The 17,732-nt window shown below is 50.4% G+C and carries 17 protein-coding genes; 12 read left to right on the plus strand and 5 right to left on the minus strand.

Annotated features, from left to right (window positions below; translation table 11 throughout):
- Positions 1-4 precede the first annotated feature (4 nt).
- Positions 5-2,941, minus strand: a complete 2,937-nt coding sequence (locus VFT64_05595; GenBank protein HEU5047303.1) for a response regulator — start codon at positions 2,939-2,941, stop codon at positions 5-7.
- A 357-nt stretch (positions 2,942-3,298) separates the two neighbouring features.
- Between VFT64_05595 and VFT64_05600 the strand changes: the two genes are divergently transcribed.
- On the plus strand, positions 3,299-4,672 hold the full coding sequence (locus tag VFT64_05600; GenBank protein HEU5047304.1) for a response regulator: 1,374 nt from the start codon (positions 3,299-3,301) through the stop codon (positions 4,670-4,672).
- Positions 4,673-4,695: 23 nt separating this feature from the next.
- On the plus strand, positions 4,696-5,130 hold the full coding sequence (locus VFT64_05605) for a response regulator (protein HEU5047305.1): 435 nt from the start codon (positions 4,696-4,698) through the stop codon (positions 5,128-5,130).
- Positions 5,131-5,155: 25 nt separating this feature from the next.
- On the opposite strand, the gene VFT64_05610 is transcribed toward VFT64_05605, so the two are convergent.
- Positions 5,156-6,310 carry a DUF2336 domain-containing protein gene (locus tag VFT64_05610; protein HEU5047306.1) on the minus strand — a complete coding sequence of 385 codons (1,155 nt, stop codon included), beginning with the start codon at positions 6,308-6,310 and terminating at the stop codon, positions 5,156-5,158.
- Between the two features lie 242 nt (positions 6,311-6,552).
- Here VFT64_05610 and VFT64_05615 point away from each other — a divergent pair, with 242 nt between their 5' ends.
- The 7 genes from VFT64_05615 to VFT64_05645 all read left to right on the plus strand — a co-directional run bounded on the left by VFT64_05615 (position 6,553) and on the right by VFT64_05645 (position 13,122).
- Complete coding sequence (locus VFT64_05615) at positions 6,553-9,159, plus strand: chemotaxis protein CheW (protein HEU5047307.1); 2,607 nt, start codon at positions 6,553-6,555, stop codon at positions 9,157-9,159.
- Positions 9,159-9,638, plus strand: a complete 480-nt coding sequence (locus tag VFT64_05620) for a chemotaxis protein CheW (protein ID HEU5047308.1) — start codon at positions 9,159-9,161, stop codon at positions 9,636-9,638. Before VFT64_05615 ends, VFT64_05620 begins: the two co-directional genes overlap by 1 nt.
- Positions 9,639-9,748: 110 nt before the next feature.
- The gene (locus VFT64_05625; protein HEU5047309.1) at positions 9,749-10,135 is read left to right on the plus strand and encodes a response regulator; all 387 of its coding nucleotides are present in this window, start codon (positions 9,749-9,751) and stop codon (positions 10,133-10,135) included.
- A 14-nt stretch (positions 10,136-10,149) separates the two neighbouring features.
- Positions 10,150-10,800: a protein phosphatase CheZ gene (locus VFT64_05630; protein HEU5047310.1), complete on the plus strand. Its 651-nt coding sequence runs from the start codon at positions 10,150-10,152 to the stop codon at positions 10,798-10,800.
- A gap of 26 nt (positions 10,801-10,826) precedes the next feature.
- A complete protein-coding gene (locus VFT64_05635; GenBank protein ID HEU5047311.1) occupies positions 10,827-11,195 on the plus strand; it encodes a response regulator in 369 nt (122 codons plus the stop codon).
- Positions 11,192-12,313 carry a chemotaxis response regulator protein-glutamate methylesterase gene (locus VFT64_05640; GenBank protein HEU5047312.1) on the plus strand — a complete coding sequence of 374 codons (1,122 nt, stop codon included), beginning with the start codon at positions 11,192-11,194 and terminating at the stop codon, positions 12,311-12,313. The genes VFT64_05635 and VFT64_05640 overlap by 4 nt, the downstream gene beginning before the upstream one ends.
- On the plus strand, positions 12,310-13,122 hold the full coding sequence (locus VFT64_05645; protein HEU5047313.1) for a protein-glutamate O-methyltransferase CheR: 813 nt from the start codon (positions 12,310-12,312) through the stop codon (positions 13,120-13,122). The genes VFT64_05640 and VFT64_05645 overlap by 4 nt, the downstream gene beginning before the upstream one ends.
- Here VFT64_05645 and VFT64_05650 read toward each other — a convergent pair.
- Positions 13,111-13,509, minus strand: coding sequence for a response regulator (locus VFT64_05650; protein HEU5047314.1), 399 nt, complete (start codon positions 13,507-13,509; stop codon positions 13,111-13,113). The genes VFT64_05645 and VFT64_05650 overlap by 12 nt on opposite strands.
- 159 nt (positions 13,510-13,668) lie before the next feature.
- On the opposite strand from VFT64_05650, the gene VFT64_05655 reads away from it, so the two are divergent.
- Both VFT64_05655 and VFT64_05660 read left to right on the plus strand, forming a co-directional pair.
- Positions 13,669-14,205 carry a YcbK family protein gene (locus tag VFT64_05655; GenBank protein HEU5047315.1) on the plus strand — a complete coding sequence of 179 codons (537 nt, stop codon included), beginning with the start codon at positions 13,669-13,671 and terminating at the stop codon, positions 14,203-14,205.
- A 62-nt stretch (positions 14,206-14,267) separates the two neighbouring features.
- Positions 14,268-15,170: a L,D-transpeptidase family protein gene (locus VFT64_05660; GenBank protein HEU5047316.1), complete on the plus strand. Its 903-nt coding sequence runs from the start codon at positions 14,268-14,270 to the stop codon at positions 15,168-15,170.
- A gap of 4 nt (positions 15,171-15,174) precedes the next feature.
- Here VFT64_05660 and VFT64_05665 read toward each other — a convergent pair whose 3' ends face one another.
- Positions 15,175-15,642: a YbhB/YbcL family Raf kinase inhibitor-like protein gene (locus VFT64_05665; GenBank protein ID HEU5047317.1), complete on the minus strand. Its 468-nt coding sequence runs from the start codon at positions 15,640-15,642 to the stop codon at positions 15,175-15,177.
- Between the two features lie 32 nt (positions 15,643-15,674).
- Entirely contained in the window at positions 15,675-16,763 is a 1,089-nt protein-coding gene (locus tag VFT64_05670) for a mechanosensitive ion channel family protein (GenBank protein HEU5047318.1), read from the minus strand.
- 64 nt (positions 16,764-16,827) lie between these two features.
- Between VFT64_05670 and VFT64_05675 the strand changes: the two genes are divergently transcribed.
- Positions 16,828-17,709, plus strand: a complete 882-nt coding sequence (locus VFT64_05675) for a class II glutamine amidotransferase (GenBank protein ID HEU5047319.1) — start codon at positions 16,828-16,830, stop codon at positions 17,707-17,709.
- Positions 17,710-17,732: the final 23 nt, after the last annotated feature.

A 17,732-nucleotide genomic window follows, 5' to 3' on the forward strand; every position in this document is an offset into this window, starting at 1 on the left:
AAGGTTAGTGCGGCAGGCTTTCGAAATAAGCCCGGGCGCGCACAAGCTCGCTGCGAATATTTGTAAGCAACTGACTGATTGTAGAGCCGGATTGAGGATGAATCTCTGCCAGACGACATTGTTCCGCCAGCATCTGCATGCCGAGATTGTTGGCGCTGCCTTTCAGGTAATGCGCTGCTTCCTTCCATGCCTGGCGATCCGTATCGCGACGTGACTTTTCCATGATAGCCAGCTTTTCTTCTGCCAGGGAAAAGAACAGGGACATCACCTGGCGTTCCTCGTCCGGCGTATCTGCTACCATACGAAGCCGCTGAAGATCGAGGACCTGTCCTGCGGGGATATTTTCAGGCGGCGCGGCAGGGCCTGCATCGGGAAAGACAAACCACTGTTCGAGCACACTCTTCAACTGTGCTGGATTGATAGGCTTTCTGAGATATTCATCCATGCCGGCCTGCAGGCATATTTCCTTATCTCCGGCCATAGTGTGCGCAGTGATGGCGATAATGGGCGTATGAAGGCCTGCTTCGGCTTCTCTTTTTCGTATGAGGCGAGTGGCTTCATATCCGTCCATTTCAGGCATCTGGCAATCCATGAATATGGCATCGTAGCGTGAGATTCCTGTCTGCGTAAGAGCCTGCTTTCCATTTTCCACCATATCAATATGGGTGAAGCCGAATTTACCTAATATTTTTTTAAGCAGTATCTGGTTCACAGGGTGATCTTCAGCAATCATCACATGCGCTCTGGCCGCATTAATGCTAGATTTTCTGACAGCCTTATTTTTCGTATCGCGTACGATATCTTCAGCTTTGGCGGTTTCGACCGGTAGGGTAAACCAGAAACGCGTTCCTTCGCCTTCCTTGCTTTCAAAAGCGATATGACCACTCATCATCTGCACAAGGTGGCGTGAAATGGCAAGACCCAGCCCGGTGCCGCCATATTTGCGGCTGATGGAAGCATCACCCTGGATGAATTTCTTAAAAATATCCTGTTGACGGTTTAGGGGAATGCCGATGCCGCTATCCTTGATCTCGCAATGTAATAATCTTGTTGCAGTATCATATTTCAAAATAGCCTCGACATACCCTTTATGGGTAAATTTCACAGCATTACCAAGCAGGTTTGTGAGTATCTGTGTGAACCTGCCCGGATCGCTGCGAATATAGTGCGGCACCTGTTCGTCGATAATCTCTTTAATGACAATCCCTTTATCGTTTGCAAGCAGTCTGAAAAGTTTAACCGTTTCCAGAAAAGCATTTCGGACCGGGAAGACGGTTTTTTCAAGCACCAGCGCACCGGCTTCTATTTTCGAAATATCAAGAATATCATTCAGCAGAAGCAGAAGATTGCCTGCGGAATGATTGATGGTATTAATGTATTCCTGCTGCTGCTCGTTGGGTTGCGTATCCTGAAGCAGATAGGCCATACCAAGAATGCCGTTCATCGGCGTGCGTATTTCATGGCTGATGTTTGCCAGGAACAGGCTTTTAGCTTCGTTAGCGGTTTCTGCTTTGCGCTTTGCTGCTTCCAGTTCGGTCGCATAGCGCTCGAGCGCGAATTTCGCTTTTTCGATTTCCGCCGAGCGGCGATGCGCCACGCCGCTGGTATGAACGGTAAGCGTGAGCAATATCGAAATCAGAATGCCAATACCCAGCAGAATATCAGGCAATGACGAATGCTGGATGCGTAGAATGCGACCGGACGGGAAAAGGGAGAAATCGAGCATCAGGCCATCCGCAGAAATCTTTCCGGCGGCATGCCATTGACCGGGATTGCGCTGAAGATTATCGGTAGTACTGAATACGGTCCTGCCATTCTCCTGCAGGCGGATATAATAATTATCCGCTTGCGGTAGTATGGTGCTATCGAACAGCGCGTTTATGCTGATGACCGCAACCAGAAACCCATTGGGATGCCCGTGACTGGAAACAGGATAGATTCTTAGGAAGCCATTACCTCCCTGTATCAGGGAAACAATCCCCGTTGTTTGCGGAAGACGCGTATAAACCGCTTTTAACAATGCGTGCCTGCGAACGGCTTCCTGCATGAGATTGCGGCCGATAAGCTGCCGGTTGCTGGCGGGAACGGCCCAGCGTATGATGCCGTCCTGATCTAGCCATTCCATACCCACCAAGGCGGTATAATGATCAATATAAGCAGCTGCATCGCTTTGCCATAGTAGTTGGGGAGTACCGTCCATTTTAATCCAGCGTTGCTGCATACGCTGCACTGAATTGAAAAGTTCCTTGAGATATTTCCCCATATCGGTTTGCACGTCATCCGCGGCATTATCGAGCACGGCCTGGAATTTAGTATTTTCATGCAATGTCAGGCCGTGCCAGAGTGCGAGCGTTGTAGTTATGCCGATGACGAAGACCGGAACGGAAATCCAGCGCGGAATTTCTTCCGTATGATGCAATATATAGATGAAAAAACCTATCCCCAGCAGAAGAAAGCCGAATAGTCCATAGAGCGACATAGGCGAGCTGCCAAATGTATACAATGTCGGAACATTAGCGATGTAACCACAGGCCACTACCAGAGCCAGGGAGAGCGCAATGCACGTTGTAATGGCGGCAACCGGGTAGAATATGTGCTTATGTCGTGCGGAAGCCAGAAAACACAATGCCGCGCCTGTCATGAGCAGGCAGAAAGCGGAATTAAAGGACATCCGTCCCGGTGTAGCCGGATTATCCACGATAAATGGCTGTATCAGGAAAGTATCTAACCCTAAACGGATGGAAAAAATATATTCGAGTAACGTGCAAAAAGCGATGATGCATACAGCACTGCCGCATAAAACGGAAAAGCGGGGAATGCGGCCCAGTGCATAGAGGCCGGCACCGCTTAAGACGAGGCAGAGCGCGGCATTAAAATAAAGAGAGGGAAAAACAGGCGAGAGGCAGACCAGGGTGACATTATGCGTACACCACCCTAACATAACTATAAAACCAAGAAACGCCGTAGCAAGACCGCACAGATCAGCGGTGTCCCTGCATAATCTGGTAGCGCTATAGGGCAGCCTTGGAGCTGCTGGTTGGATTTCTGTGGATAACATAACAATTTATAGTATTGATAAAATTTATATAAAAAATATATAAATTGCGAGGTATTTCTTTGACCCCAAAAACGAGGGCATCGATGCTTAAACAATGTATAACAAATTGTATTATAATAAAATATAAAAAAGCCTAAAATAGGGTTTTTTATTGCTATTGCTGAGCGTATCAATATATAATTAACGAACGTTATTTTTCTATGCGGTTGTTTTGTTGGTGCATAATCCAGGAGGATTAGGATGGCGGAGCCGGTAAGCGGGAAAGAAGGCGAGGGCAGACGGTTCCGTAATGAGATACTGGAATGCAGAATCCTGATTGTAGAAGATGATCTCTTCAGCCGGATGATCATCAAGAAAGTATTTCAGAAAGAAGGCTTCCGTAATATTGAAGAAGCAGAGAATGGGCTGATAGGATTGCAGAAAGTACACTCCTTCCGCCCCGACATGGTAATCTCCGATATTGTGATGCCGCAGATGGACGGCGGCGAAATGTGCCGCAGGATACGGCGCGACAGCGATCCCGTAATCGCTCGCATTCCCATTCTTATTCAGACTGCATTGACGCAGCCCGAGGATAAAGAGCTGATTTTTGCTGCCGGTGCGACAGACTATATCTGCAAACCCGTGGATGCTAGGGAAATTATCACGCGCAGTGTTGTGCATCTGGAGCGCGTGGCGATCCTGAACCGGCTTAAGAATTTCAACGATTACTTTGTCCATGAGCGTGGCCTGCCGGTGGCGCCGGAAATGAAGGAAGATGAACTATGGTCCTTCCGTCGTCTCTCGATGACGATCAACGTCATGCTCGATGAAATCGAGCTCAGCCATCATGAGATGAAGGTTGCCAAGGATAGGGCGGAAAAGGCAGACCAGCTGAAAACGGAATTTTTAGGCAATGTGACCCATGAACTCAAGACGCCGCTTCATTGCATCATGAATTTTGCGCAGATCGGCTCCAGTGATTGCGATAAGGGCAAGACAGAGCGTCTGAAAGAATGTTTTACCGACATATACAATAATAGCAGCAGGCTCAGTGCATTGGTCTCGGACCTCCTGGACTTCTCCAGAATGGAAACCGGTAATATGGAATTCGATCGCAGGTCCCACTCGGTTCGAAAACTGGTGGAGAATGCCGTCTCATTTACCCAGGTGCTCAGCAATGAAAAACGCCTCACCGTTACTATCGGCGATGTGGAGGGAAGCGACGTAGTGATAGTAGATGGAAGGCGTGCCGAGCAGATATTTATGAACCTGATGAGCAATGCTATCCGGTTTTCGCCGGAAGGCGGGCATATTCAATGGTCATTTGCAAGCTCAATGATGAACGTACCGCATGCAGGCATTGCCGTGCCTGCGATCAGGATAACCATTGTGGATGAGGGCCCGGGCGTGCCGGAGCATGCGCTGGAGACTATTTTCGATCCGTTTATCAACGGGCGCCAGGTGCTCATCAAGGGTGGGGGAACAGGCCTGGGGTTGGCTATCTCCAGGCGGTTGCTGCAGCAGTTTCATGGCACCGTCCATGCACATAATGTGCCGACCGGAGGAGCGCTGTTCGAGGTAATGCTGCCCCTGCAGGAGGCCGCGGAGGAAATTGTCAGAGTAACAGGCTAGTTAATCTTCGAAAGGGAATGAAAATGTATAAGATTCTTGCTGTGGACGATGAACCGGATGCTTTAAAGATTATGCGCATCCATCTGGAAGAGGCGGGACATAACGTAGTAACGGCAAAAAATGGCCAGGAAGCTTTAGAGGTACTGCACCAGCACCCGGATGTTTCACTGATACTGATGGACAGGATGATGCCGGAAATGGATGGATTGGCCGCCCTGCTCAAGATTAAGGAGAAAGGCAGCAGGTTCAGCCATATTCCTGTCATCATGCAAACGGCGAAAGTGCAGGATTACGATATCTATGCCGGAATAGACGCTGGTGCGATCAATTACATGCTGAAGCCTTATACACGTGAGATGATGCTAGCGACTATCGACAGCATCATGCATGATGTAGAAGCCATCAAAGAGCATATGTACTTCAAACGTTACATGGAAAGTCCTAACAGAAAGAGCTGATAGGGCTGGCGTGGGATTCGGCCTCTTAGGCAACGCTGGTTTCCATGAGCTTGTACAGTTCTTCCAGCCCCGCCATTTTCTTTCTCCCCACGATTTTCTTCATGCGGTCCTTCATCTGTTCCGGTGTGCAGGGCAATTTGCGGCCATTTTTCTTGGCGCTTTCCTGCTCGACTTCACGAATCGCACGCAAGGCCAGCGCAGTGGCATCGAAAAGCAACTCGGGAAGTTGCGCCTGGTCATAGGCCTTCCTGAAGCCTACCGGGTCTTTCATTAATACATGCACATTCTGCAATGGAAGCTTGAGCAGTCGCGCGAGGCTTAGCTCGAATAATTGCGGATTGGCCAGGCCAAGAGCGATGAAGGGCATTGTCCGGTTCTTGCCATCCATTTGTGAAAGTAATTTATTCAAATCCCGGTCGGAGGATTGAAGCCCGATCATTTTCAGCGCAGAGAGTTCCACGCTTTCATCCAGTGCTTTGTTGAGTTCTCTCATCGTCTCAAGATTGCCATAGCGTTGTTCAAGCTGCTGGCGCATTGAGCTGGAAACATGCTGAATGATTTTATCGACCACCGTAACTGGCACGCTGCTGCGTTGCAGGACGGATTCCATCACCTCCGGGCTGTTGCTGTGGCGTTCGGCGATTTTTTCAAATGTGGCAGGCGCGATATCAGCCCCTTCATTGCGCACCAGCTCGCTGACCACCGCATCTATGCTGGTATCTGCAAGCATCTCTGAAATGCCGCGCGATACCGTATCGCGCTTGGCGATGGCGCTTAATTTATTGCTGTCTACGAACGAATGAATAATGTCTGACAAATCGCTGTCATTGAGTACATCGGAATATTGGAGTACGGGAGAGGCGACTTCACTGACATCGCTTGCCATTTGCTTTGCAAGATCCGGCGGCAGTTTGTCGGTCTGGCTAAGGCTTAGGGCAAGCGTGCTCCGCACCAGCACATCCGCTTTTGTCATGAGGATATGAAAAATTTCATTGGCGATGCCAGCTTCTTTTTCGCTGAGCGCGCCGTTGCCTTCAGTGGCGTAAAGATCCGAAAGTTTAATGACGAGTTCCATCTGCTGATGAGAAGAATTATCGGACAGGAGCTGCTCTACATCGCTCATGCTGAGAGTACGCTTCGGCTGGACGGCTTCGTCCTGGATATTCTTTTGGGTGCTCATGGGAAAATCCTCGATGTTCCCCCCAATTATGCCAGCATGTTAATCGGATTACAAAGCTAAAGTGTTAAAACCGTCGCGGAAATGCCCCGGGACGGGGTGTTGTGGCAAATAAATCACTATCCCACTGATAATTATAAGTTTGTGCATCTTAACCTGATATTAAGCAGTTTATTGTATATATAGTATGCTACACTACAAACACTGGCTGCAACTCAGCCATTTCAGGATAAGCGGAGAGAGCAATGGATGAACTGATCAGCGAATTCATTACGGAAACCTCGGAGAGTCTCACGACGCTGGATTCTGAGTTGGTCAAGCTGGAACAGGATCCTGGCAATGCGCAGGTCTTGAGTAATATTTTCCGCCTCGTTCATACCATTAAAGGTACTTGTGGATTTCTGGGGCTGCCGCGTCTGGAAGCGGTAGCGCATGCCGGCGAAAACGTGCTGGGCAAAATTCGCGATAAGGTAATTCCCGTCTCTCCCGGTGCGATTTCCATGGTGTTGGAATCGCTGGACTGCGTCAAAATGATTGTGGATTATTTGGGGCAGCACGGGCAGGAACCGGAAGGAAATGATTCGGAGCTTACAGGGCGCCTGAATGCGTTTGCCGAATCGGGAGTGATAAAAGAAAAAGCATCGGGAGCGGTGCCGGAACCTGTACAGGAAGTGGTTGTGCAGGAAAGCCCCGTTGCGGTCGCTGAACCGGAGTCTGCGGCCGTTCCGGCGGCAAGCGGTCCGGTTGCGCAGCATGAAGCGACGGCCAATACACCCAAAGAGCGTGAAGAAACGCTGGTAGGTGTAGTGCAGGCCCAGTCGATCCGCGTGAATCTGGACGTGCTCGAAAACCTCATGCAGATGGTTGGCGAGCTGGTGCTGACGCGTAACCAGCTGCTGCAGATTGTCAGGACGCGCAGCGACCAGGTATTTGCCGCGCCGCTGCAGCATTTAAGCCACATCACATCGGAACTGCAGGAAGGGATCATGAAGACCCGCATGCAGCCGATCGAAAATGCCTGGGCGAAGTTCCCGCGCCAGATACGCGATCTTTCGCACGAACTCGGGAAAAAGATAGAACTGCGCATGTTCGGTGCGGAAACCGAACTGGACCGTCAGCTGCTGGAAATGATCAAGGATCCGCTGACGCATATGGTGCGCAATTCCGCCGATCACGGGCTGGAAATGCCGGACGAGCGCCGCGCGGCAGGAAAGCCGGAAACCGGTGTTATTACACTGTCCGCGTTTCATGAGGGCGGCCATATTATTATCGAGATTTCCGATGACGGGCGCGGGCTGAATATCGCCAGGATCAAACAGAAAATTGTCGCAAATGGACTGGCGACCGAAGCGGAACTGGCAACATTATCCGACCAGCAGATTGCGCAGTTTATTTTCCGCCCCGGATTCTCCACGGCGGAAAAAGTCACGAGCCTTTCCGGGCGCGGTGTCGGCATGGATGTGGTGCGCACGAATATCGAAAAGATCGGCGGTACGGTTGAACTGACGTCAGTGATGGGCAAGGGCTCGAAATTCAATATCAAGATTCCGCTGACATTGGCAATTGTATCCGTCCTGATCGTAGAGGCTAGCGGCGAGCGCTTTGCATTGCCGCAGATTAACGTGCAGGAACTTGTGCGCGTGGGGCAGGGTGCAGAATATAATATCGAGCATATTAACAACGCGGCAATTCTAAGGCTGCGCGGCAAATTGCTACCTTTGATATCGCTGGCGGAGGTGCTCGGTCTTTCTTCGGAAAAAACGGCACGCGATAGGACCGCATTCGTAGCGGTCTGTAAGGTGGGCGGTTATAATTTCGGGGTCATCGTGGACCGCGTGTTCGATATGGAAGAAATCGTGGTCAAACCGGTGTCCGAAATATTGAAGGCCGTAACGCTTTATTCAGGCAATACCATCCTGGGGGATGGCAGTATCATTATGATTCTTGATCCTAATGGTCTGGCGCGTGCCACGGGTGAGCAGGAAATCGCCGGGGGCCGTGATGCCGTAGCAGACATGAAACAGGCCGCGCTGGATATGAATATGGTGAACTTCCTGCTGTTCAAGGCAGGCAAGGGTGCACCCAAAGCAGTGCCGCTGGAATTAGTGTCGCGTCTGGAAAAAATAGACATGACAACGGTGGAAATGGCGGGCGACCGCCCCGTTGTCCAGTACCGCGATGACCTGATGCGTCTGCGCATGATGGAAGATAAAGTGCCTGTGCCGGAAAGCGGTACGAAAGAAGTCATCGTTTTCACTTATGATGGTAAGACGCTGGGGCTGGTTGTCGATGAGATTATCGACATCGTTAAAGCCAATTACGATATTAAGATGGCGACATCTGAAAAAGGCTTCATGGGCAGCATCGTTATTGAGGGCAAGACGACCGATATCGTAGATGTATCGCATCTGCTGCGTGATATTGTCGGAATCAATGACGTGGAAGGGGCTTTTGTTAAAACAGAAAAGCAGTACAAGCTGCTGCTGGTTGAGGATAGCCCGTTCTTCCGCAGCCTGACCATGCCGTTCCTGGTATCGGTAGGCTATAAAGTGACGGCGGTTGCAAGTGCCCATGAAGCGCTGGAAACATTAGAATCGAAGCCGGACTTCGATGTGATTGTGACAGATGTCGAAATGCCGGAAATGGATGGTTTTGAATTTGCCAGCATCTGCCGCGGCGATTCAAGGCTGGCGCGTATTCCGATTTTCGCCTTCACATCCACACGAAACGAACAGGTGATGCAAAAGGGCAAGCAGGTCGGCGTGCGCGAAGTAGTGCTGAAAACGGATCGTGTAGGGCTGCTGCAGGCAATAGCATCCGTGCTGCAACATGAAGACAAGGAGACTGTCTGATGGCCCAGAAACTGCAGGCGGCGGAAGCCGCAAAAATAGCGACAGCAAGCATAGGCAGCGGGGAATATGTGACCGTGCGCGTGGAGAACCAGCTATTTGGTATTCCGGTATTGCAAGTGCAGGATGTGCTGCAGGGGTTGAAAGTGACGCGCATTCCGCTGGCAAAGAAAGAAGTGGCGGGTTCCCTCAATCTGCGCGGCAGGATTGTGATTGCTTATGATGTGCGCGAGCGCCTCGGCCTGCATAAAATTGAAAATCGTGATATGGCAACGGTCATGAGTGTCGTTGTGGAACATGGCGGTGAGTTCTTCAGCCTCATTGTGGACTCCGTTGGAGAGGTAATCACACTGCCGCTGAGTCAGATGGAAAAGAATCCGGCCAATCTTTCTGCCTACTGGAAGGAAGTCACATCGGGCATTTACAAGCTGGACGGTGAACTGCTTGTGATCCTGGATATTAAAACCCTGCTGAATCTATAAATGAGACAACAGTGGAGAAGTGGTATCCACTGAACAAATTTAGCTTTTTTTAGTAAAAAATTAATATGTATCTTATACGATAAGGCAGTGGCAAAACGATAGGAGTATTTATGGCCGTTGATAAGAATATGCCGATTTTAATCGTGGACGATAATAAAACGATGTTGCGTATCGTCCGCAATCTGCTGAGCCAGGTCGGGTTCACGAACGTGGACGAAGCAACCGATGGCGGCATGGCATTAAGCAAGATGCGCACGAAAACATATTCGCTTGTGATTTCCGATTGGAATATGGAGCCGATGACCGGGCTTGAGCTTCTCAAGAACGTACGCGCGGACGATAAGATGAAGGGAACACCTTTCATTATGGTGACGGCAGAAAGCAAGACTGAAAATATTATCGCTGCTAAGGAAGCGGGCGTGAATAATTACATCGTAAAACCGTTTAGCGCGGAAACGCTTAAGAGCAAGCTCGTCAGCGTTGTTGGGCAATTCTAATAAAGGATAGTAAGATGGTGGGTAAAACCATATACAGCGCGATTGCCGAACAGGTGATGCTTATACGCGCGAAAAAAGGCAGCATCGCGCTGGATGACCTGAGCCCGATTCTGGAAAGTGTTGCAAAGCTTGTGTCTCCGGATGGCGATACTTCGATACTGGATGCTTTCCTGCGCGATGAAATTATCAAGATTGCCAACCATATCGAAGCGACGAAGCATGAGATCGCAGCCCTGACCCCGGAATCCGAAGGCGGAAAGCAGATGGGAACGGCAGCCATTCAACTGGACGCTGTCTTGAAGGCAACGGAAGAAGCGGCTCAGGGGATTATGGATGCCGCCGACGAAATCCAGCAGGTGGCTATGGCAGCAGGATTGGATGAGGCCTCAAAAGAAAAGCTCATGGCCGCAACCACACGCATATATGAAGCCTGTAATTTTCAGGATCTGACGGGCCAGCGTATCGTCAAAGTAATGCAGGCGCTGGAATTCACCGAACAGAAAATACGCCGCCTGACCGGGCTTTTCCTGAGCGACGGCTCCATCAATGTGGATGAACTGCATAAAGTTGCCGCAAGTCGTGAAGATCAGCACCTGCTCAATGGCCCGCAGCTGCCCGGCAGCGCCCCGTCGCAGGATGATATTGACGCGATGTTTAAGGAATGAGATAGATTCAACCAGCAGGGACGGTTATGAAAACGTGTCTTATAGTGGATGATTCCAGGGTAGTACGCAAGGTGGCCAGCCGGATTATCGATAAGCTGGGATTTGCCATTGCGGAAGCGGAAGATGGCGCACAGGCGCTTGCTTATTGCGAAAAACAACTGCCGGATCTCATCCTGCTGGACTGGTATATGCCGGTCATGAACGGAATCGATTTTCTTCCGAAGCTGCGCGCATTGCCTGGAGGCGACAAACCGGTTGTGGTGTTCTGTACCACGGAAAATGATATGGGCCATATTCAGCAGGCTATCATGGCAGGGGCAAATGAGTATGTCATGAAGCCTTTCGACGAAGAAATTATCACCAATAAACTTATGCAAGTCGGGATTCTGGAATGAACGAAGCACAGCAGTCGTCAACTAATGCTGACAGCGTTGTGCGGATCATGATCGTAGATGATTCCGCTATTATTCGCGGTCTGTTGACGCGTGCTTTCAATGATGTGCCCGAAATCGAGGTAGTAGCCGTTGCATCCAATGGTGCAATTGCGCTAGAACGAATTAAAAATGCGGCAGTCGATATTATTCTGCTGGATGTGGAGATGCCTGAAATGGATGGGCTTGAAGCATTGCCGCAATTATTGCAGTTATCGCCTAGATCCCGTGTGATTATGGTGTCCACCCTGACTATGCGCAATGCTGAAATCAGCTTACGTGCTCTGGAACTTGGCGCTTCGGATTATGTTACCAAACCCACTTCACGCGGAGGTGACAACGAAACCCGACAGTTCTACGAAGAGCTGGTTCGCAAGATTAAGGCGCTTTCAGGAAAATTTCGCTCTCAACCTTCAAGGCCTTCAGTGGCTGCCGAGCCGGCAAAAAATAAACCGGAATTGGCAGTAGTCACTCCGCAGATGAGTGTGCCGGTAAAATATCCGGCGCATCCTGTTAAGGCGTTGGCTATCGGATCATCCACGGGAGGACCGCAGGCACTTGCAACGCTTTTTAAAGCGCTGTCACCACGCTTTCCTAATGTGCCTATTTTTATTACGCAGCATATGCCGCCGACCTTTACGACAATTCTGGCGCATCATATCAGCCAGTATACCGGCCGTCCCAGTGTGGAAGGCAGGGATGGCGACATCGTGGCGCCGGGTTCGGTCTATCTTGCTCCGGGTAATTTTCATATGACAGCGGAAAAGGCAAACGGGCAGGTGCGGATACGCCTGAATCAGGAGCCATTGATCAATTATTGCCGCCCTTCTGTCGACCCGATGCTCAAATCATTGGTGCAGATTTACGGTCAGGGATTGCTGACGGTGATTCTGACCGGTATGGGAAGCGATGGTTTGGGAGGTGCGCGTGAAGTAGTGGCCGCGGGCGGAACGGTTATTGCTCAGGACGAGCGTACTTCTGTCGTGTGGGGAATGCCGCGTGCAGTAACGGAAAATAAATTGTGTAGCGCTGTTTTAGCGATTGACGACATTGCTCCTTATATCGTAAAGGCCTGCGCATGAATACAGATGAATTTGAATTCATAAGCCAATTGCTGAAAAAACGTTCCGGCCTTGCGCTCACGGCGGATAAGACGTATCTGCTGGAAAGCCGCCTGTTGCCGATTGCGCGCACTTTCAAAATCGAAACCCTTCCTGAATTCGTGCGGTTCATACGGTCGAAACCGGATGAAAAAGTCATTGCTCAGGTCGTAGATGCCATGACGACGAATGAATCCATGTTCTTCCGCGACCAGAAACCGTTCGACCAGTTCCGCCAGGTGATTCTACCGCGCCTGAAAGAGGTTAAAGGCGGCGGAAAGATACGCATCTGGAGTGCGGCATGCTCGAATGGCCAGGAGCCTTACACAATTGCGATGTGCCTGCTGGAAGAAGCAGTAAAGATGAGCGGCTTCACTTATGAAATCATTGCCACCGATATTTCGCCGCGTGTACTGGAGAAAGCGAAACAGGGAATTTATACGCAATTTGAAATCCAGCGCGGGCTGCCTATCCAGATGCTGCTGAAATACTTCAAGCAGCTGCCGGACAGTACGTGGCAGGCAAATGAAAACCTGCGCTCAATGGTGACCTTCCGCCAGCAAAACCTGCTGGAGGAAATCGGCATGCTCGGAAAGTTCGATATTATATTATGCCGCAACGTGCTGATTTATTTCGATGAGCCGACCAAGCGCGGTATTCTGGAAAAGATCAGCCGTATGCTTGAAAAGCACGGTGTGCTGTTGCTGGGCAGCACGGAAACGATTCTCGGTATCAGCGATAAATATATAACGCTGGAGAACGAACGCGGCGTACACGTGCTAGCCGCTTGATGCGTCCTTCTTTTCGGTATCTTCCAATACAGTCACAATCGCGTCGCTGAGCTTCTGGAAATCTATAGGCTTGCTCACAAAAGCATTGGCGCGCCATTTGCGTATCTGCTCAAGATCGTCCTCACTCTGTGTGGAGGACACCATGACGACAGGAAGATTCGGATAACGCGATTTGCAATGGCCGAGAATGGAAATGCCGTCCATGGTCGGCATAAAGAGATCCAAAAGCATCAGGTCGATATTGTCATGCTGTTGTTTGAGCAGATTGATAGCTTCATCCCCGCTATGGCAGACAATATAATGGAAGCCGAGTTTTTCGACCACAGAAGCAATCATCTGCCGGTCGAATTCCATATCTTCCACGATCATGATGGTTTTGGTATGCATGAAGCTATTATAATGATTAATCCCGCAATTCTTGCATATTTACAGCCGGTACGGCAAGCGGAATATGCTCCATCCGGCTCTCCTCCGTGTGGTATTGGAAGAGGAATTGCACCATAATCAGGCTTAACAGGGCACAGATTTTATGTTATTCTGCGGAATATGCATGAATTTTCTCGCCGTAAGTTTATCCAAATGGGACTGTGTGTTGCTGTTACTGCCGCAGTGCCAGGCCTCGCATTCGCCGATAAAACCGACCGGAAACTGGCATTCTATAATATCCATACCGGTGAGTCTTTGAAAGTTACCTACCGTGAGAACGGGCAGTATGTCTCTTCCGCTCTGCAGGAGTTAAGGCATTTCCTGAGGGACTACCGCACGGGAGATATTCATACAATGGATACGGCGCTTTTCGAGCAGCTGTACCGCTTGCAGCAGCTGATGGAAACGCAAGGAGAGTTCCATGTGATTTCCGGTTATCGCTCGCCCAAAACCAATCATATGTTGCATGAGCATTCAAACGGCGTCGCAAACCACAGTCTGCACATGGAAGGAAAGGCAATCGATATTTGCCTGCCGGGAAAAGATCTGTCCTATTTGCATCAGGCGGCCCTGAGCATGCGTGCGGGAGGAGTGGGCTATTATCCTTCTACCGGTTTCGTGCATATCGACACAGGCCGCGTGCGGCACTGGGGATAATCTTTCTGCCTGTTTGACGGGAATCAAGCAGCAGGACCGATATATTAGTATCATGAGAGAATATGCAAAATTGTTTCTCGAGACTCATAAGAGGCTTGCTGGTATCTCTGTGCCTTAGTGCATCGCAGGCACAGGCTGCTTCCTACACCATCAATGGGGATATGGCGGGAAGTGCCAGCCATTATACCGTGCAGCGCGGAGATAATCTTTATATTCTGGCGCGGCGCTTTGATGTGGGCATTGTGGCGTTGCTGGCCGCTAATCCCGGCGTGACGCCGAAAAATCTCAAAGCAGGGCAGACGCTGCTTCTGCCGACGGCCTATGTGCTGCCGCGCCCGCATAACGGTATAGTATTGAACCTGCCGGAACTGCGTCTTTTCTATTTTGTCGATGAGCATACCGTGCTGACATTTCCGGTCAGCATAGGCCGCGAAGGCTGGAAAACACCGCTCGGTGTGACGGAGATTGTGCTGAAGCGCAAAGATCCGGTCTGGATTCCGCCCGATTCCATCCGCGAGGAAGATCCTACCTTACCCGACAAAGTGCCCGCAGGACCGCATAATCCGCTCGGTCTCTATGCGATGAACTTAGGCTGGTCCGGATACAGGATCCATGGCACGAACGCTCCTTACAGCATTGGGAGGCGTGGAAGCCATGGCTGCATTCGCCTGTATCCTGAAGACATCGAAACCCTTTTTAAGGCGGTGGAAAAAGGCACCATGGTCACGGTTATCGATGCGCCGTATAAGATCGGCTGGCAGGACGATAAATTGTTTCTGGAGGTTTCGCCGACACAGGCGCAGGACGATGCGATCGGAATTTTCCACACACCGCGTCCGGAGAAATTCAAGGAACTGGAAGATGTCGTTCGTGCGCATGCAAACGGTGCGGCAATAAACTGGAAAGCAGTAGAGCAGGCTGCGGATGCACATAGTGGCGTACCGGTAGAAATCGGCAAGAAATAGCGGATCAGGAACGTTTGTAAGTTCCTATCAGGGTAGCTTGCTCCAGCACATGCCCGCGCATGGCGGTTTCAAGTTGCGGTTTTGTGGCTTTGGCTGGAAGCTCAAGGATAGTATCCAATGCATAGAGTTTAAAAAAATAGCGGTGCTGGCCCACAGGCGGACACGGGCCGCCATACCCGGTGCGATGCCAGTCATTTATGCCTTCGCGCGTCCCGTCGGGCAATTGCTTTATGGCTTCCTGCAATCCGGTGCAGGACGGCGGAATATTATAGAGCACCCAGTGCACCCAGGTCATTTTCGGTGCGGCTGGGTCCGGCGCATCGGGATCGTCGACAATCAATGCAAAGCTGCGTGTCCCCCGCGGAACATTTGACCATATCAGCGGCGGTGATACATCTCCGCCATCGCATGTATAACGTTTAGGAACCGTTTCTTCATGATGGAATGCCGTGGACTGAAGCGTCAGTGTCATATGCGTAACTCCTGATGAAATGTAAAAATTTGTCAGGCGGAACGAAGTGCTGCCTCGGCCTGCGGAAGCGATTCGATCTGCAGCGCCTGCGTTGGGAAAGCAATTTTAGCGCCATGTTCTGTAATAATGCGATTGATCTCCAGCAATATTCCTTCTTTCAGCGCAAGGTAATCAGCCCAGGTCGTGCGCCGCGTGAAAGCGCTGACGATAATGTCCACGGAATAGGCCGAGAATTTATCCAGATGCGCGACCATACCGGAAGTTTGATCGAGATGCGGATTGCCATGCAGCAGCTTGCGTATCGCTTCCGTGATCTGGGGAAGCTTGTCGATATCATTGTAACGCACACCGATCGTTTCTAATATGCGCCGGTGCGTCATGCGGCCGGGATTGGCGAGGATAAGATTGCCGAACATGGAGTTGGGAATGAAGACAAGCCTTGTGTCGGGTGTGCGGAGAGTGACTTTCCGCCAGCCGATATGTTCAACGTTCCCTTCAATATCTTTTTCCGGAAGAAGTACCCAGTCACCAATGGCAAACGGGCGGTCGAAATGCAGCATTAGCGCGCCGAAGAAATTAGCCAGCATGTCTTTGGCGGCAAGGCCCACCACGATGCCGCCGACACCGCCAAATGCCAGCAATCCGCTGATGCTGATGCCAAGGTTGGGCAGGATGGATAAGGCCAGTGCAATGACGATAGCAATGGTAGCTGTCTTTTCCAGAACGTCGAGTGTAGCCATGCTCATATTGCTGCGATGTTCCGTGGCCAGCTTAAAGCCATGCCGCGTCAGACGCAGCATGAACCAGCCTACAATCAGGATGCTCAGCGTCGGCTGGAGATTGAGCAGCGAACTGAGAATATGCACAGGGAAGCGGTCGTGCAGTATATTAAGCGCGATTGTAATTCCGCCCACCCAGATGAAAACGCGCAGCGGTGCGGAAAGCGCGGAAAAGATGGCGTATTTCCACGTGTCTCGGTGGGCATGCACGGTATTGCGCTTCCGGCGCACGAGCCACTGCAGCACGATGCTGACAAGCAATGTCAGCAGTAGCGTTACTACGATTTGGATGCTCCATCCGCCGTCGCGTAAGAAATAATCCATTTTTTCGAATAAATTCATGCGATCCTTATACAGCGCTTGATAAAACACACTTTACAAATATTTCCACTTCAAATTATACCTGTTGTCGGCCAGTTTCAACCTTACGGTTCAATTTCTTGAAAAGGAGGTTCCATTGTGTAGGTGGATAGCGTATGCCGGCAAGCCTATTTATATTGATACGCTGGTAACGAGACCGGCTTACTCGCTGGTAGAGCAAAGTTTGAATTCGAAATTTTCTTTTCGTCCGGATGGCAGCATTCTGGCAACGAACGGTGACGGCTTCGGCTTGGGTTGGTACATGGACAGGGAAGAGCCGGGATTATTTAAAACGGCCGAGCCTGCCTGGGGAAATGAAAATATTAATGAACTCTGTTCGCAGATACGCGCGCGCATTTTTATGGCACATATTCGTGCCGCATCCTCAGGTGCGATCCAGCGTACCAATGCCCACCCATTCAAGTATAAAAATTGGATTTTCCAGCATAATGGTTGTCTTGAAAGCTTTGATGTGCTAAGAAGGGAGCTCCAATTCGACATTGCACCGGAGTTCTTTTCGTATCTAAAGGGAACAACGGATAGCGAAACCCTTTTCTTGCTTGCCCTCACTTACGGACTGCAGGATGATCCGAAAGCAGCGCTGGAAAAAGTGATCCTCAGGGTGCGGCGCGCATGCGATGAAAAACAAGTTCCCTACCGGCTGGTGATGTCTTGTGCACTCAGTGACGGTAAATCGCTTTATACGATACGCTATTCATCGCAAAAAATGGTGCATAGCCAGTACTACTCCACTCATGCGGATTGCATGAAGGAAATTAATGAAAACAGCGCTTCCGTCCCCCCCAGCAGCGTGGTGGTGGTGTCGGAACCGTTAGACCAGTCCATGGAGCATTGGAAAGAAATGCCGGTGGACACGTTCGCGACTATTCGTGACGGTAAAATAGGAATTGAGCAGCTTAAGCTCTGAATTAACGGAATACTGCTGGCATC

Source organism: Rickettsiales bacterium (assembly GCA_035765535.1).
Taxonomy (GTDB): Bacteria; Pseudomonadota; Alphaproteobacteria; order Rickettsiales; family JABCZZ01; genus JABCZZ01.

What these genes read in the sequence shown, in the direction of transcription:
- VFT64_05670 (HEU5047318.1), bottom strand. Translation starts at nt 16,763, where the DNA reads ATGAATTTATTCGAAAAAATGGATTATTTCTTACGCGACGGCGGATGG.
- VFT64_05610 (HEU5047306.1), bottom strand. Translation starts at nt 6,310, where the DNA reads ATGAGCACCCAAAAGAATATCCAGGACGAAGCCGTCCAGCCGAAGCGT.
- VFT64_05630 (HEU5047310.1), top strand. Translation starts at nt 10,150, where the DNA reads ATGGTGGGTAAAACCATATACAGCGCGATTGCCGAACAGGTGATGCTT.
- VFT64_05615 (HEU5047307.1), top strand. Translation starts at nt 6,553, where the DNA reads ATGGATGAACTGATCAGCGAATTCATTACGGAAACCTCGGAGAGTCTC.
- VFT64_05660 (HEU5047316.1), top strand. Translation starts at nt 14,268, where the DNA reads ATGCAAAATTGTTTCTCGAGACTCATAAGAGGCTTGCTGGTATCTCTG.
- VFT64_05640 (HEU5047312.1), top strand. Translation starts at nt 11,192, where the DNA reads ATGAACGAAGCACAGCAGTCGTCAACTAATGCTGACAGCGTTGTGCGG.
- VFT64_05635 (HEU5047311.1), top strand. Translation starts at nt 10,827, where the DNA reads ATGAAAACGTGTCTTATAGTGGATGATTCCAGGGTAGTACGCAAGGTG.
- VFT64_05605 (HEU5047305.1), top strand. Translation starts at nt 4,696, where the DNA reads ATGTATAAGATTCTTGCTGTGGACGATGAACCGGATGCTTTAAAGATT.
- VFT64_05655 (HEU5047315.1), top strand. Translation starts at nt 13,669, where the DNA reads ATGCATGAATTTTCTCGCCGTAAGTTTATCCAAATGGGACTGTGTGTT.
- VFT64_05645 (HEU5047313.1), top strand. Translation starts at nt 12,310, where the DNA reads ATGAATACAGATGAATTTGAATTCATAAGCCAATTGCTGAAAAAACGT.
- VFT64_05665 (HEU5047317.1), bottom strand. Translation starts at nt 15,642, where the DNA reads ATGACACTGACGCTTCAGTCCACGGCATTCCATCATGAAGAAACGGTT.
- VFT64_05625 (HEU5047309.1), top strand. Translation starts at nt 9,749, where the DNA reads ATGGCCGTTGATAAGAATATGCCGATTTTAATCGTGGACGATAATAAA.
- VFT64_05650 (HEU5047314.1), bottom strand. Translation starts at nt 13,509, where the DNA reads ATGCATACCAAAACCATCATGATCGTGGAAGATATGGAATTCGACCGG.
- VFT64_05620 (HEU5047308.1), top strand. Translation starts at nt 9,159, where the DNA reads ATGGCCCAGAAACTGCAGGCGGCGGAAGCCGCAAAAATAGCGACAGCA.
- VFT64_05595 (HEU5047303.1), bottom strand. Translation starts at nt 2,941, where the DNA reads ATGTTAGGGTGGTGTACGCATAATGTCACCCTGGTCTGCCTCTCGCCT.
- VFT64_05600 (HEU5047304.1), top strand. Translation starts at nt 3,299, where the DNA reads ATGGCGGAGCCGGTAAGCGGGAAAGAAGGCGAGGGCAGACGGTTCCGT.